Raw genomic sequence first — 14,810 nt, forward strand, 5'->3', positions numbered from 1 at the left:
CAGGGTCGGCGACCGTGACATTCGCCCCTCTGGCCGTCGGCCCCGAAATAGCGGCAACCATGACCGGCACCACCCGCTCCACGATCTATGACGCAATCGGTTCGGGTGAGCTTCGAGCATTTAAATCGGGGCGGCGGCGGTTAATTCTGGTGACTGATTTGGAGGTATGGATTCTGGGGCTGGCGCAGCGTGACGTGTGATGCGTTGCGCTGATGTGCCGGAAATATTCCCGCCTACTGGGGTGTCGGGAAAATTTCGGACACCCCTACATCACCCTAATTCCGGGTATGTACCGAGATACCCAGAAAACTTTGGGCATCTACCCCGCCATCACCGGGTCAGATCAAATGTGTCTCCGAGACACAGTAATGCGGGAAATACCCGTATTACCGTGCATTCAAAACCTACCATCTGCCGGTTTTACATACTGGAAAATCACGCATGTTCAATCAATCCCAGCTTGGCCGCGTTTCAAACGCGATCAAGTGGGTTACTACGAAACCTTCGTAACATCGTGGTTCGCGACTTTTCAACTTGGCCCGATTTGAAATCTGATCAAGACCGGCACTACAAACTTTTGCAGTAACTTCCGACGTGATTCGTTGCCAGTTGTTGTAACGAAATTCGTACTTTTGGTCAAAGCGACGTTCGGCGTTGTTTAGACATAGGCGGAAAACTCCGCCAATCTGCCCCGTTCATTTAACGGCTAAGGGGGGGCTGCAAAGAAATTGCAGCCCCAGGGGGTCGATTTCAAATCTGACCCTTGCCACATGGATTTTAAATCTGACTCGCCGGGGGCAGATTCGTTGTGACCCATGTCACGCACTCGTCACGGTGACAGGTCACGTTTTAAACGGCGGCAGTGGCCAACCTGCAATGCAGGCCGGGATAACTCCCTGCAATGCAGGAAGTGTCCACCCACCATTGGTGGATGAGGTAACGGATCGTTAGGGCACCGTTAACGCACCGAGCTCTAACGTTAACCGGGGTCGCGTTTCGCGATGCCATCGGCGTTTGAAACGGAGGATGGTTGAATCTGAATTTGCGAAGGGGGTCGTGTGGCGCGACCCCCTTGCAGATGCCGGTAACTTTCCGACACCTCATTCAAACCAATGAGATGTACCAATAACTTTGGATGTCTACCTGTACTTCTTGGCCCACCTGCCCTTCACAACACGGGTAAGGTAGCTATTGAGCCCATGACCAGAACTTGCCAGTTGCTGCAACTGAGCCACGACCGCGGTGCCCGGTCTCGCCCTGTCGTACAGGTATTTCCAACCGTCTTTGAACAAAACAATGATAGATCCTTGGCCTATTTCAAAGCCAACCACACCCGAATCCCCCCCATATTTCCGTATCGTTCCAACCTGGTAATCCTTTTTAAAAATGGAGTATTGCCACACCCAATGTATGCAACTCAACGACGATCACGCGACAGGAAAACTCAGTATTTGAGCTGTTTTCTGGTGAGCCTACGCCGTGAGTGCGCCCCCTTTGTTTATCGAGTCGACAGCCTTCATCGCATCACGCTCGAATCGGTATCCCTTGGCGTCATCGACTGACGTCGCAATTTTCAGAACCTTCCCGCCGCTCATGAGGTAATAGATTCTTCCAGGCGTTCGGACGTCGGTTATCGTCACGGTCCAACTACCCGGCAGCGCCCTTTCGATTTTACGGAGCGCTTCAAATTCGACGGTACCGTCGACCCGAACTAATCGCCCAGCTTGGGCATCGTCTCCATGACGCCGAGCCGCTGCCGTCCTCGCTTCCTTCTCCGTCTCAAAGCGAATTGCAGACTCCTCGCTGTAGTGCCAGACACTCGGGTTCGTTTGAGTCAAATAGCCCTCGCGAAAGTCGCTGTAAATCACAAATTCACCGTGTCCGTCCATCATTCCACTCCGTTTGTTTGGCATCGCGTGCGAGCGTTCTTCCTACCGTTCATCGGCTAGATTTTGCTCAAGAGTCCCATAGCGTCTGGTTCTATTTCAAGTAGGAAGCGCTCAGTTTTCACCCTGTTTAACGCGCCGAATCAGCCCTAATCTGTCCTGAATTGATCAAATTAGAGCATAGGGGAATCGCTGTATGGGCATGCTGAAAACGCGAGGGCGCCAGTACCGCCCTACGAAAACCGAACTAACCAGCGCCTGGTCACGGATTCGGGAAGCCGCCGAGGCTGGCGACCTACGTGCTAACGCACTTCTGATTTCCCTTGCCGATCTGTACCCGCTACCTGCCGTGCTGGCCATCGGCACCGACAGCGTGCCACCGATGAAACCCCCGGTTTCAGAAGCGGATTAACACATGCGGCAATCACCCGCGATTCGCCATCCCTGTCCCGAGCCACGAGAACCCCATGACAACAGACTACAGCCGTCCAGAGCGCACTCCGTTTCCCCGCGATCTAGCCGCGATGATCGCCAGAAAGGCCGACGCCTTGGCGCGACGGTTCGAGGATCAGGCCATCAAGGCAATGGTTCGTGACGCCCAACGCGCACTGGATCGCGGCGAGTCTCAAGCCCACATCGTCCGCGAGCTCGCGTTGAAATAAATGGGACTCCCGACCAACCACAGATTTCAAAACCACACCCAAGAGATCCGACCATGAAAACTGCACTGCAAACAATCACCGAATTCAGCGCCATCCTCACCGCCGGCCAATCCAAGATCGATCAGCACCGCGCCGATATTCTGCGCGCCACCGCCGCGACACTGGAGGCCGGAAAGTTAACCGACGAACTCGCTTTGATCAGCCGCAAGCGGGCAGAACTCAAGGCGGTGGCGTTTGTTGCCAACGCCGTCGCCGACACGACCGAACTCGATAAGCAAGAAAAGACCCTGGAGCGGGCAAGCCGCCAAGCAGTCGAGGATGGTACGGCGGCGGAAATCGCTATCGGCATGCTTGAGGAACAAATCAACACGACACAAGCTGAACTGAACGAGGTGGTCGGCTTACGTCAACAGACCGCCGTCGCGTGGCTGTTAGATCGCCGAGAACAGGCCATCAAACGATACATCGCCGTCCTGGCTGAAATCGGCCAGCCGGTGGGCGAAGCGAAGGGCATAGACACGTTGCTGTCCGCGCTGGGCATTCACGATGGCGTGGGCCATTGGATCTGGAAACAGCTTCGCCATGACGGCCTGCCAGTGCCATTCGGCAACATGGTTGAGCGGGCAAATCATCCGGGAACCAGCCCAGTCTACGACCTGCCGTTTACATGGCTGCGAGACAACGAGTTGGGCGCGACGGAAGCCACCAAGATGCTCGAAACACTTCGCGGCGCCGGGCTGGAACTGGCCATCGAATAGCACGGCCGCATCACTTTTCTCAGGGCGTAACTGGTGACTTCTGTCCACCGGGCGCTTTGAGGTTTTTAGCACAACGTGACGCGTTACAGAGACAACACGACGTAAGCGAGCTTTCTTGCGTTGCGCTTGCTTACCGGCATCGAAACAGGGGGTAGCTTGAACAACTTGAAACAGGGGGTTTCAGATCAGCAGCGGCAACAGGTCATCGATCTGCGCCGCCGGCATTCATTCACGGTGGTGGCAGAACTTACCGGCCTGGCCATCGGAACGGTGAAGACCATCGCCAGCCGCTCAGGAGCGTTTCGAGACAATGAGGCACACCGGGCGTTGTTCTGTCTGCCACCGATGCAGGTAAGCGCTGGAACGTCTCCAGCCGTACAGAAACTCCCGCCGCAACAGTCCATAACGGGAGACCGTGACGTTGACGCTTTGCTCTGGCTGAGGGAGGTGATCGGCACCGGCCACCCTGGACACATTGAGGCAGCGATGGACGCGGCCACGCGCATCAAGACGCCATTCAAACAATTAGAAGAGCAGTACCGGGACTGGCTGCGGGTTGCGCATCCGAACAGCCTGTTCGCCGCCCTGTCATCGTTCGACCTGGGCAACCTTGAGAACCTGGCCAAGTCCTCTGTGGAGAAGCTGAAACGGCAGACAGAGGCTAGGGCGCGGTTTGGCGACAGGTTATTCAGCCTGACTGATGCCGAGGTGTTCTGTGTGTCAGCGCTGGACGGCCTTGAGCCGGTCGACATCGGTAGTTTCGACAATGCCGAGGTAGCCGCCAGATTCAAATCAAGGCCTGACCTGATGCCCAACACGTTGAGCGACTGCCTGTCTGAGTTGGCCTATTGGCGCGACCTGTACTGGCTTCGAAATTCGGTTGATCGGGATGGAAGCGACTCGGCTCACGAAGCGTCGGCCCGTGACTGGTTTGTATTCGAGATGCTGGCAGAGATCCGCCCACGCACCAAGGAGGAAGCCAAGGCCGTGCTGCGGTACATGATCAGCGGCGACCGTGGCGACTCGCGTAAGGATCTTGAGCGGGTCATGGACAACCTGATCGGGTGAGCGGCGGCTCAGGAACTACCCCTAGGGGTGGGGGGGTGTCTGGGTCCTTCCCCGCCCTTCTGACATCGAGGGCATTGCGCGCCCCGGTGCAACTCTAGCTAAGAGATTTTCAAATTTGGGTAACAGGTAACAGAGGTGAACCAATGAATCAGTCAGATTTTGCCAAGCTGCACAATGTCTCAAGAAAAACCGTAACAAGCTGGAAGGCCCGTGGTTGGGTGGTTTCAGCGCGAGGGGTTATCGATGTCGATGCGTCAAACGCCCAGCTTGAGCGCTATCGGAAGTCTGTTACCCAACCGGAAAAAAGTTACCTGGGTAACGGTTTGGGTAACAGAAATAAGTTGTTACCCAATGATCAACTCAGCGTGTTACCCAGCGCGATCGATGACGAATCGGCGGAGAAAACCGCGACCAGAATCATGAGTGCTCAAGGCGCGAGCATGACGCTCGACGAGGCTCGCCGCGTGAAGGAAAACTACCTGGCGTTGCTCCATCAATTGGATTACGAACGTAAGTCCGGCGAGCTGGTGGAGCTGGCGGTGGCCGAGACGATCCTGTTCGATCAGGCGCGGGCATCACGCGATGCCTGGCTCAACTGGCCCACCCGAATCGGGCCACTGGTGGCTGCTGACTTGGGCCTTGAAGCTGATCGGATTGTCGACACGTTGACCAACTACGTCCATCAACACCTGCAACAGCTTGGCCAGCCAGAGAATGAGGTCGAGTTTTCTTAACATCAGTAGCACGACACCCCCAGGCTGCTCACTCGCGTGGGGAGCCCTAGAGCTTGTGAGCGCTTCCCGTGTTAGGGGTGAGGGAAATGCTCACCCCTTCAAAGCGGCAGGTGTCCCAAGGCTGGAGATTGCATTAGTTAGCCCATGCCCTAACAGATCGTTACCCCGCCCGCGATGGCGTAAGTTGTCAGTCCGGCAATTCCGGCTGGTATTTCGGCGCTTGAAACGGATAAACCCAGCCTGCAATGAAAGCTGGCCACTGCCGCCGCTTGAAACGTGGCCTGTCACCATGGCCACTGCATGCGTTTTGCGGCGACGGGATTCGTCGGCACAAACTGGCCCGTCAAAACAGCGGGAAACGTCGCCTTGGCCAGGCGCATCAGGGTTTGGGACGCGCTCACTGGCGATGACTCGCTTCGGTTTTGATACCCCCTGTTTCATGGCGTGAACTTGGTCGCGGTTGAAATGCGTCCAAGCTTTGAACATGTGTGATTTCTCCATATGTAGAAACCGGCAAATCGCAGGTTTGGACTAAACCGAGGATTTCGCTGTTTTGGCCTGGCCAGAGATAGCCTGTCTCGGGGACAGAATTGGCAGAACGGGTAGCAAGGTAGGGAAATCACACCTCGGTAGGTGTCCAAAGTTTTCTGGACACCTCGGTGGGTGTGCGGAGTTTTCCATAGACCCGGCAGGAGGGGATATTTCCGACACATCATCCAAACTGTCGAATTGCCGGTTTGGCCCTGGTGCATCAAGTTGCTGGGGTAGGTATGCAATATTTTTACACTCCCCTAGTAGGCAGAACTTGCTCCGGAGTGGCCCAGCGGGGGAAAAAAACCTGTGGTGTTCTTGGGGTATTAGTGGCGGTCCAGATTAACTCAACATATTGGTTTTATTGCGGTCATTTCGAACCATACCCGCGCTACCGCTCGTCACCCGCGTGCAATCGAGGAGAAAGGTTAACTGTCGTGTGATGTACGGACTTGGATTTCTAAAATGATAAATAAAACTCACCTTATGTCGCGACATGGCTAACGGAACATGAATGAGATAGCTTTGCGCTTACTACAAGAACGCATCCGGATTGGATTGACTCAGCAGGAGCTTGGTAAAGTCGGCGGGGTAGGATCGAAAACGCAGCGCTCGTACGAGAAAGGAATCAGTATTCCCCGAGCTGATTATTTTGCTAAAATCTCGAGTACGGGCATGGATATTTTGTATGTTTTAACTGGAAAACCAGAGCGTTGAGGTTTAAGTCTCGTATGCTGAAATCGTATCCATATCCGCTGTTACGCTGTTTGCTAAGTATCGTTTTCGTCATGCAGAGTCAGCGTTTGTGACCCGGCAAGCATCTTAGAATTTCGGCCAGTTCTTTCCAAGGGTACTGATGGTCCTCACTTTTTTTTGTACAGCACACGCCGTGGAGAAATGACTGTCCAGCGTCGTCTAAATTTTGCGTCATCATGCATTCCACGCAACTTATATTCCTCCCATATAAATTCCAGCGCTTTCCCCACTCTGTGAATTGATCGCCCATACCTAAGTCCTCCGTCTTAAACGACGCCTACAGTCAAATTACCGTTCTATGCTTTAGCCCGCCAAAGTCGGGCTTAATGCTTTCATTCTCTAGCGGGCGCTTTGTCCACCGTCATTGGAGGCAGGTGGGACAGAATTTCTGCCAGTTCGCGCCATGGGTAAGGATAGCTATCCTCTGCGACGCAGCCTGATTGATGCTCGAATTGTCTGCCTGCATGGGACGCGGGTTGCGATGCCAGGCAGGTATAACAGACGACAAGATTACCCATCATCAACCACCGCCCGTTCCAGCCGATCAGCCGATCCCCAAGGTCGGTGCTGTCGCTCATAGCTGAAGCTAACCAGTAAGCATGTTCTGAACTGGACATCGGAAAATCTCCCTGTTATTTCGTACGGACAAAAAGTCGATGTCATCCTCATCATAGACGTCAAATAGAATGTCATTTCATCCAAAACGCTTTGAATTCCTCTGATGTCCACCGGTCAACCCGTTCACAGGCATTGAAAAAATCCTTTTACCAGGCTGGGCAAAATTATGCTGATTGGGACTGAAAACTATGACGATTCGGACGCCTGAAGAGGCACGGAGTTGGCTTCGAGCGCAGGGAATTAGCGTTTCGGACTTTGCTCGAACCCATGGCCTTGATCCTTCTACGACTTATCAGGTGCTGTACGGAATCAAGAAAGGGTTTCGGGGTAAGTCTCATAGGTCTGCGGTTGCGCTTGGGATGAAGCTTTGCGTAGAGCCTGAGTCACGACCTGACGAATCGTTAGTAAGTCGAGATCTCTCGGATGATATTTAGCGCACTCCTCCCTTTAGACTAGGAAGCTATATACAAAGTGGACAGATGTTAAGTTTGTGATAGACAGTTGCGCGGTTCACACACTAGCCAATCGCTCGTACACTGATAGAATACCTAGACGAGCTAGAAGGAATTCCCATGCAGGATATGAGCGCTAGATTGAAGGAAGAGCGAAAACGCCTCGGACTTTCGCAGCAAGCATTAGCGACTATCGGTGACATAGAACCAAACGCTCAGGGCATGTACGAGCGAGGTGCGCGGTTTCCGAATGCCACCTATCTGTCTTCAGTTGCAAAAGCAGGTGTGGATATTTTATTTGTGGTGACGGGAGTCAAGAAAGTGCGGCCAACGGATAGCATGACCATTATGGACACTAAGGTATTGCATGAGCTGGAAGGCCTGCCGAAGGACGTACAAGACGACATCAAAAAATTGATTTCGACACTTTTCGAGCAAGATACACAGGAATAGGCCGCAACCTCACTTATTCCTTCGTCAGTGAGGTTGATATAGATAGCGCATGGCAGTGAGAGGAATGACAGGGGAGTATCCGTCGAAGGATTTCACTTCACCAAGTAGGGTGCCGCAACCGAATAGCCTGTGCCTATTGGTTCAAGATGGTTATGAGAGGAGCTAGCGTTTTCAAGGTCTTGCTGAAGTTCCGCAATGAAACTTGAAATAGTACGACTGGTATTGAGCGACGCAGTGGTGATTCCGGTGACAACCAGACTCTCCCTATCTCCACCTTCTTGAAAAACGCGCACGGTCAAAGACGAATCGGCCGAGAGAGTGCATTCACAGCGGTTTGGCAGAAAGCTTTGTTCCACAATATGTCGTAGTTCCAGTGTCGAAATCATTTTAAAATAATCCTAACAAAAGTCAGCCCAAATGACTCTCGCCTCAGATGATAAGGAAGCCGTAATTATTTACGACTTGATGAGCTTGCCTAAGGTAAATCTGGCCCGGCGCTCACAAGCCAGTGTAGGCTAATCATCCAAAAGCATCGGATTAATTTAGGTCGCAATCCATATGAGTTCGTCCACTACGCCTTCCACGATTCAGAGGAAGTCATCGGCACCAGCGAGCTATTGCGGTGAAACCGCCACAATCGAGATGCCAGTTGAGTACCGCTCATCTGGAAGGTGGTGGGATTACCAGGGCGGCGTTGAGAGCTCTGTAATGACGAAACAGACTCCAGAAACTGCGCCTTATAGTTTGGCGTTTGCACGCCTAGGCGGCAGCGGCCAAGTCTGATCGTTTACTGACTGGCGCAGTGGCGGCGAGCGCATGGTAATACTGCCCGACCTTATGCAGAGTGGCTGTCGCTCGCTCAATGCCACGAGACAGCCCGAACGGCTTCCCGCTCCAATGATGGAAATCGGTCTGCATCTTGCGCAGCTTGGCGGCACCACCGAGGAAGTCACGTGCCGACAGCCTCCCGTCCTTGGTCAGCGGCACGACATACGCGACAAGGTGAGGCGTGGTCTCATCCAGGTGAACGTGCTGAGTGTGTTCATCTTCAGCGTGCGGGTGGAGCAAAGACCGGCGCAAGTCACCCCAAGCCCAGCTTGTGTACTCACTACACAAACTTCGTTTGTCGCTCGCTTCCGCTGGAAGGAATGCCTCCAAGGTTGGCGCAGATTTGGCGTGGGTTTAGAAGGCCAATTCGGCCAAGAAAGCGTTTTAACCCGCCAGGTTCTCCTCCGCGATACGCGTCGACGAAAGTGCCAGCGTAGCGTTCAAGACACGCGTTGCGGTACAGATGCGAAACGGACAGGTAGCGGCCTAGGAGCATCGAAATGCTAGGCAATATAGGTGCAATTATTAAGCGGACTCCTCACAGCACCGCGCGCCCATTTGCCCAGCCTTAAGTTAGTGGTTATCGCTGTAAGGCTGCACACCGTTTGGCATTACATCGAACCACATCCAATCGCCTTCCAACCTCGGCGGGTTAAGACTGTTCTTGACCTCAAAGGTGTAGTCGCCGTCTCGGCCACTTAAGCCGGTTAGGTCGATTACATGGGTTCCGGTCCAGTTCGCGAATGCCTCAGTAAGCAGCCCAAGCTTGCCTGCACGCTGGACGAAGCCTCCATGGACAAGAGTTCGTTCGCCAGGGGTGTAATGGAATGGAATGGCAGAAAGCTTAATCGGCTCTCCTGACCCGTTGAATATGACTAGATCTGCTTTCGGGTACGACATTCAGACGCTCCTTGCGGTGAGTGGTCCTCGTTGATACCGGCAACATGCCACTAATTCAAGTCGAATGAAACAATGAACTACGCTCGAATGCATTAAATAACCTGATCTGCAAAACAACACTCAATGATGTGTGTCAACACCCTGCCAAGTCGTCGACTGGGGTTGGCGCCAGGGGGTAATGGCACTGCGCTATGGGGAAGTCGACAAGCGATGCAACACCGATTTGGGGGTTATCCCGAGGAGTTGTGCATCTAACGTCTCTGGGCGTCTCGGTATGAGGCGGGAATGTTGCTGGCACATCAGGTAACGTCAGCGCTGCAACCTAACCAGCCCGGAGATATGGAATGTCGAACATTATGGTATCTGCACCACTCGTGAATGGCGATTTATGGGACCCGTTCGATGAGGGAGTGTCATGTGAGCTGATCGTTGAGCTGATCTGTGGTGATGACTTGCGCCCGCCGCCAAGTAGCGTGGTGATCAAGGTCACTACAGAATTAGGCAAAGTGGTTGAACTGTGGATTCCGAACTCAGACAGCGGGAAGGTCAGCGTGCGCATCGATGGCGGGAAGGTGTGATCTATCTGGAAATCAGAAACGGGGAACGAACGGGAAAAATTTCAAAATGATAAAGCTATAAACGAGAAAGGCCCACCTTGCGGTGAGCCTAAGTCGTTGTTTCGTATGGTGCCGGCACCAAGAGTCGAACTCGGGACCTACTGATTACAAGTCAGTTGCTCTACCAACTGAGCTATACCGGCGTGGTGGGCGCAGATTATATCCAGTTTTTTTAAGTTGTAAACCCCTAGCTAGCTGATTCGCTTAGAAAAATATCTATGCGTCATTTAAGGTGGTTTCTATCCAGAACTTGCTGCCGGACAACCATTTCCCAGACCGCAGGGAGAATCGAATTGTAGGGCCAATTCGCGCGCACCAGAATACGGGGCGCCATTCGAGATGCCTCTGATGCTTATGCACAGCCGGAGCAGGGGTTGAGGCCAAAACAGGGTGGGCTTTGTCGCTGCAATTCATAGGGCTGCAAGCTGCTGTTTTTTCTTGAAATTAGCCAGCAGTCAAAAAAATAGATGACAAACGGACTCCCTAGCTACCTAGGTTTTTCAGTGGTCCTAAAATTTTCATCAACAGAGTTATCCACAGGATGATGTGTTTCATTGCTCTAGTGACGTTCTGCAAGCAGCATTAAGTTACGGGGAGTGATGCGAGTCTCGCAAAACGTTCCAAGTTGGACAGCGTAGTCGCGATCTTGTAAATAGCCAGCGCGGTCGAGCACTAACCATAGCTCCAGCGGTCGGCGAAACAGCCCGCGAACCAGTTCAAGGTTGCGTACATTGCCTAGGCGTTGCCAGCCAGCCGTTTCCAGCGCCACCCAATCTTGCTGACCCACGGCTGGTAAATGCCTTAGCGCAGCCAGCTCACGGCAGTAATCAGCAAAAGGTTTATCCAGCCAAGCGACGGGCAGCGATGGCGTTGACAGATAATCGTCAATGCCTCGTAACTTTCGCTGAAGGAGATCAAACGCCAAACGGCGCGCCATTGAGGTGTCGCGCTGGCGACGTACGCGAGCCCCGGCAGTGACGGTTTCGCTAAGCGGTAGATTCAAATCTTCTAGGGACAACCGCAGGGTTGAAGCCTTGCCTTGGGCTGACACTGCTTGATACTCGGGGGCGTTGATGCGGTTGTAACAGCACGGTGCAATTGCGAGCTGCCGGCAACCGGCGTCGGCGGCGATGCGCATCAATTGCATATGCAGGTCGCCACACGCGTGCAGGGCCACGGGCGTATGCCGAGGGTAAACATGATCAGCGGCATCGGCGGCCAAAACGTTCTGTTGGCGATGCTCGGCATCAATGCCTAGCCGTCGGCTGAGTTGATTGCCTGCGTCTACCAGCAGCGGATCGTGCTCCAGGCAGGTCAGTGCTTGGCCACTATGTGCCAGATGTCGCCCCAAGTGGCCTTTGCCCGCGCACCAGTCGAGCCAATGCTCAGGAGTGCGTCGAAAATTCAAAGCATCGGCGAACGCTTTGATCTGCTGCCATTTACGCCCCGGCACGTCGGTGCCTAGGCGTGATGGCCATTGCCCCGGCGCGGTGGATGGTAAATCGCCTATCTCGCTTAGTGCGATGGACTGTGCCGCCAATTGTGCAAACGGGGCTGGGGCGCGTAAACGCTGTGGATGATTGTGCGCGGCTTCAGCATCTGCCAGTGAGCGCGAACGTAGCCAAGTCGCCAGCTCGGCGTGCTCAGGCTCCCACGGCAAATGGTGGTGAGTAAACGGACGTGGCCGCCAGAGTGTTTGGTGGGCCACCAGAAAGTCGTCGAGTTCGCGAAACCGCTTCCGAATCTGGTCGCCCTGAAGTACGCCGATCAAAGAATGCTAAAGGGAAAATAGCGGTCATTGATTTTCTTGTAGGTGCCGTCGTTGATGATGTCTTTCAGTGCGGCGTTCAACTGTTCCTTTAGCGGGTCTCCTTTGCGCACGGCGATGCCGATCTTGTCGTTGTCGATGACGGGCGCACCTTTGAACTCGTAGGATTCTCCGGCTTCGCTTTTCAGCCATTCGTAGCTGACAAACTTGTCTGCAAGCACGGCGTCCAGATTGCCGGCGCTCAGGTCGGCGTAGGCATCCGCCTGGGTGTCATACAACTTGATGACAGCGCCAACGCCGAGGTTGTCGTTTAGCCAAGTCGCGGCCAAGGTACCACGTGGGGCGCCGATGGTTTTACCGTTCAGAGTGTCTTTGAGGGTGGCTTTATCAATGTTCAGTTCAGTGGCTTTCGGGCCAATGAACTGCAGCTTGTTGGAGTAATAGGGGTCAGTAAAGTCGACCACTTGTTTGCGCGCTTCGGTGATCGACATAGACGACACCAGAAAATTGAACTGATCAGCGATCAGGGCCGTAATTATGTTGTCCCAATCGGATGTTACTACCTCGCACTCGACCTTCATCTTAGCGCACAGTGCATTGCCAATATCCACATCAAAGCCCACGACTTGACCGCTGGCGTCTTTGTTATTGAAGGGTGGGTAAGCGGCCTGGACGCCTATTTTCATTTTGTCCGCAGCAACCGCACCGTTCGCGAACGCCAGCGCGGCTATGGCGGTCAGGACAAACTTTCTATACGTCTGCATGCAGTTGCTCCGTGAGCGGTGGCTGGCTTTGGAATAGGCGCACATTATCGTAAATACAGGTCATAGCGACGTTATTGTTGATGGAGATTGAGTGTAGAAGTTGCTTGTGAGCAGCTGCCCACAAAAAAGGTCCGTACTACATCGAAATACTTGCCCACAATCTCTGTTGGCGCTTCTGTGGATAACATGTTCACGGTCTTCTATAAGCCCCGTTACTCGTGGCGTTGCGGCGCATGATCAAAAAGTGATCAATAGTGTTTTGTAGGTATGCTTTCAGATAAGTCACGGTTTTTCTTGGCTTTTTCCACAGGCAAAATCCGACTTGCCCACAATTGCTGTGGGTGGGTCTGTGGATAACTTGTTGGCGAAAGGCTGGAAAGGGCGGCGGGGTTAGTGTTAGCGGCTGTTGGTTGAATTTTGATCTATTGGTGTTCAGCCACGGTCTTTCTAAAGGATTCTGCTTCGCTGGAAAACGCAATTCCTGTGAGCGAACTCATTGACGAAGAAAATGGCGCGGTATAACTGGGACACCGCGCCATTTAGTCACTCGTGATTGACCGCCACACCTTTCAAATACGGCGCTGGCGCCGCGCCGAGATTTTCAAGCAACCGAGCGCTATACCAATCTACAAAGTTGACCACACCAAACTCATACGTCTTCGAATAAGGGCCTGGCTGGTAAGCGTCGGAGTTAATACCGCGCTGATTTTCTTCGGCCAAGCGACGGTCTTGGTCGTTGGTTGCGTCCCACACTTGGCGCATCCGTTCGACGTCGTAGTCCACGCCTTCCACTGCGTCTTTGTGTACCAGCCACTTGGTGGTGACCATAGTTTCCTGCGCGCCCAACGGCCACACTGTAAAGACGATGATGTGGTCACCCATGCAGTGGTTCCACGAATGGGGCAGGTGCAGGATACGCATCGAGCCCAAATCAGGATTCTTGATCCGCCCCATAAGTTTTTTGCTGCCCTGCTTGCCGTCCAGGGTCATCGAAACCGTGCCTTTAAGCAGCGGCATGCGCACGATGCGGTTACGCAAGCCAAAGCTGGCATGTGCGTAAGGAATCTTCTCGGCTTCCCACGCAGCAGCGGACGCGGCAACGTGATCCTTGAAGGCTTGGTCGGCCCGTGGATCGGTGACGTCGTCCCACTCCAGCAGGGTTTTCAGCAGTTCCGGGTGCGCCGCGTTGCAGTGGTAGCACTCGCGGTTGTTTTCCAGCACCAGCTTCCAGTTGGCTTTTTCGAACAAGGTAGTGGAAATCGCCACCTTGGTGTTCTCCATGTCGTACGGTTCCATGTAGTGCGTCAGCGTCTGCAGGAACTCATCGATGGCCGGCGGTGTTTCAGCCAGGCTAATGAAGATGTAGCCGCCGGCAGTTTTCACGTTCACCGGCTTGAGGCCGTACTGCTTCATGTCGAAGTCGTCGCCCATTTCTGAACCGGCGAACAACAAACGCCCATCAAGCTCGTAAGTCCACTGGTGGTAGTGACATACCAGCTTGGCAACCTTGCCCTTGTCGCTGGTGCACAAGCGTGAGCCCCGGTGGCGGCAGACATTGTGGAACGCATGCACCTGACCTTCGGCGCCACGAATCACGATGATCGGGTTTTTGCCTACTTGCAGCGTCAGGTAATTACCCTTGCCAGGGATCTCGCAGGTCATGCCTGCAATTAGCCACTCTTTTTGATAGATTTCCTGCATGTCGATTTCATAAAGTCGTTCATCGCTGTAGAAAGGCTGTGGCAGCGAAAACGTGCGCTCGCGGTTCTGCAGCATCTCGGCGGTGGCCTTACGTGCGGGTTCCAGCGGATCGCCCAAGCTCAAGGTTGCGGTGACGTCCATCTTTCAAGTCCTCATGACCGTTTTCGAGCGGTCGGCGAATAGGGCTAATACGGTTCTTTGTAGCGTTAGCACGCAAGGTGTCAGTAGATTGCCGCCCATGCTTATGAATGGCGCTCTGACAGATCTCTTATAAAAAGCACACAAGTTCTTAGCGCCGAGTGTGCGGTCGGGCG

18 protein-coding genes and 1 tRNA gene are annotated in these 14,810 nt (G+C 53.7%); 10 read left to right on the forward strand and 9 right to left on the reverse strand.

What is annotated here, in order from left to right; genetic code table 11:
* The first annotated feature begins 14 nt into the window (after nucleotides 1-14).
* Complete coding sequence (locus QN378_RS11230; protein ID WP_323567431.1) at nucleotides 15-200, forward strand: helix-turn-helix domain-containing protein; 186 nt, start codon at nucleotides 15-17, stop codon at nucleotides 198-200.
* 1,272 nt (nucleotides 201-1,472) lie between these two features.
* Here QN378_RS11230 and QN378_RS11235 read toward each other — a convergent pair.
* Complete coding sequence (locus QN378_RS11235) at nucleotides 1,473-1,889, reverse strand: hypothetical protein (RefSeq protein ID WP_323546833.1); 417 nt, start codon at nucleotides 1,887-1,889, stop codon at nucleotides 1,473-1,475.
* Between the two features lie 193 nt (nucleotides 1,890-2,082).
* Between QN378_RS11235 and QN378_RS11240 the strand changes: the two genes are divergently transcribed.
* The 6 genes from QN378_RS11240 to QN378_RS11265 all read left to right on the forward strand — a co-directional run bounded on the left by QN378_RS11240 (nucleotide 2,083) and on the right by QN378_RS11265 (nucleotide 6,356).
* The gene (locus tag QN378_RS11240) at nucleotides 2,083-2,298 is read left to right on the forward strand and encodes a hypothetical protein (RefSeq protein WP_323546831.1); all 216 of its coding nucleotides are present in this window, start codon (nucleotides 2,083-2,085) and stop codon (nucleotides 2,296-2,298) included.
* Between the two features lie 55 nt (nucleotides 2,299-2,353).
* Complete coding sequence (locus tag QN378_RS11245; protein WP_323546830.1) at nucleotides 2,354-2,548, forward strand: hypothetical protein; 195 nt, start codon at nucleotides 2,354-2,356, stop codon at nucleotides 2,546-2,548.
* Nucleotides 2,549-2,601: 53 nt separating this feature from the next.
* On the forward strand, nucleotides 2,602-3,306 hold the full coding sequence (locus QN378_RS11250) for a hypothetical protein (RefSeq protein ID WP_323546828.1): 705 nt from the start codon (nucleotides 2,602-2,604) through the stop codon (nucleotides 3,304-3,306).
* A 156-nt stretch (nucleotides 3,307-3,462) separates the two neighbouring features.
* On the forward strand, nucleotides 3,463-4,374 hold the full coding sequence (locus tag QN378_RS11255) for a hypothetical protein (RefSeq protein ID WP_322201025.1): 912 nt from the start codon (nucleotides 3,463-3,465) through the stop codon (nucleotides 4,372-4,374).
* Between the two features lie 143 nt (nucleotides 4,375-4,517).
* The gene (locus QN378_RS11260; protein WP_322201023.1) at nucleotides 4,518-5,108 is read left to right on the forward strand and encodes a hypothetical protein; all 591 of its coding nucleotides are present in this window, start codon (nucleotides 4,518-4,520) and stop codon (nucleotides 5,106-5,108) included.
* 1,041 nt (nucleotides 5,109-6,149) lie between these two features.
* Nucleotides 6,150-6,356, forward strand: coding sequence for a helix-turn-helix transcriptional regulator (locus QN378_RS11265; protein WP_322201021.1), 207 nt, complete (start codon nucleotides 6,150-6,152; stop codon nucleotides 6,354-6,356).
* A gap of 371 nt (nucleotides 6,357-6,727) precedes the next feature.
* Here QN378_RS11265 and QN378_RS11270 read toward each other — a convergent pair whose 3' ends face one another.
* A complete protein-coding gene (locus QN378_RS11270; RefSeq protein ID WP_322201019.1) occupies nucleotides 6,728-7,012 on the reverse strand; it encodes a hypothetical protein in 285 nt (94 codons plus the stop codon).
* 189 nt (nucleotides 7,013-7,201) lie between these two features.
* On the opposite strand from QN378_RS11270, the gene QN378_RS11275 reads away from it, so the two are divergent.
* Both QN378_RS11275 and QN378_RS11280 read left to right on the forward strand, forming a co-directional pair.
* Nucleotides 7,202-7,447: a DNA-binding protein gene (locus QN378_RS11275; protein WP_322201017.1), complete on the forward strand. Its 246-nt coding sequence runs from the start codon at nucleotides 7,202-7,204 to the stop codon at nucleotides 7,445-7,447.
* Between the two features lie 138 nt (nucleotides 7,448-7,585).
* Entirely contained in the window at nucleotides 7,586-7,918 is a 333-nt protein-coding gene (locus tag QN378_RS11280; RefSeq protein ID WP_322201015.1) for a helix-turn-helix transcriptional regulator, read from the forward strand.
* Nucleotides 7,919-8,010: 92 nt separating this feature from the next.
* Here the strand turns inward: QN378_RS11280 and QN378_RS11285 are convergent, their stop codons facing one another.
* From QN378_RS11285 to QN378_RS11295, 3 genes are all read right to left on the reverse strand, one after another.
* A complete protein-coding gene (locus QN378_RS11285) occupies nucleotides 8,011-8,304 on the reverse strand; it encodes a DUF1652 domain-containing protein (protein WP_322201013.1) in 294 nt (97 codons plus the stop codon).
* Nucleotides 8,305-8,677: 373 nt separating this feature from the next.
* A complete protein-coding gene (locus tag QN378_RS11290) occupies nucleotides 8,678-8,986 on the reverse strand; it encodes a plasmid recombination protein (protein WP_323546825.1) in 309 nt (102 codons plus the stop codon).
* A 333-nt stretch (nucleotides 8,987-9,319) separates the two neighbouring features.
* Complete coding sequence (locus QN378_RS11295; RefSeq protein WP_323546824.1) at nucleotides 9,320-9,646, reverse strand: hypothetical protein; 327 nt, start codon at nucleotides 9,644-9,646, stop codon at nucleotides 9,320-9,322.
* Nucleotides 9,647-9,990: 344 nt separating this feature from the next.
* On the opposite strand from QN378_RS11295, the gene QN378_RS11300 reads away from it, so the two are divergent.
* Entirely contained in the window at nucleotides 9,991-10,224 is a 234-nt protein-coding gene (locus QN378_RS11300; RefSeq protein ID WP_323546822.1) for a hypothetical protein, read from the forward strand.
* A gap of 106 nt (nucleotides 10,225-10,330) precedes the next feature.
* Here the strand turns inward: QN378_RS11300 and QN378_RS11305 are convergent.
* From QN378_RS11305 to gbcA, 4 genes are all read right to left on the reverse strand, one after another.
* Nucleotides 10,331-10,406: transfer RNA gene (locus tag QN378_RS11305), tRNA-Thr, on the reverse strand.
* Nucleotides 10,407-10,822: 416 nt separating this feature from the next.
* Nucleotides 10,823-11,971 carry a methyltransferase gene (locus tag QN378_RS11310; protein WP_407074510.1) on the reverse strand — a complete coding sequence of 383 codons (1,149 nt, stop codon included), beginning with the start codon at nucleotides 11,969-11,971 and terminating at the stop codon, nucleotides 10,823-10,825.
* A gap of 59 nt (nucleotides 11,972-12,030) precedes the next feature.
* Nucleotides 12,031-12,795 (reverse strand): transporter substrate-binding domain-containing protein, encoded by a 765-nt coding sequence (locus QN378_RS11315; protein ID WP_323546820.1) that lies wholly within the window; start codon nucleotides 12,793-12,795, stop codon nucleotides 12,031-12,033.
* 543 nt (nucleotides 12,796-13,338) lie between these two features.
* Complete coding sequence (gene gbcA / locus QN378_RS11320) at nucleotides 13,339-14,637, reverse strand: glycine-betaine demethylase subunit GbcA (RefSeq protein ID WP_323546818.1); 1,299 nt, start codon at nucleotides 14,635-14,637, stop codon at nucleotides 13,339-13,341.
* Between the last annotated feature and the right edge of the window lie 173 nt (nucleotides 14,638-14,810).

Source organism: Pseudomonas sp. 10S5 (assembly GCF_035019745.1).
In the GTDB taxonomy this organism is placed as follows: Bacteria; Pseudomonadota; Gammaproteobacteria; order Pseudomonadales; family Pseudomonadaceae; genus Aquipseudomonas.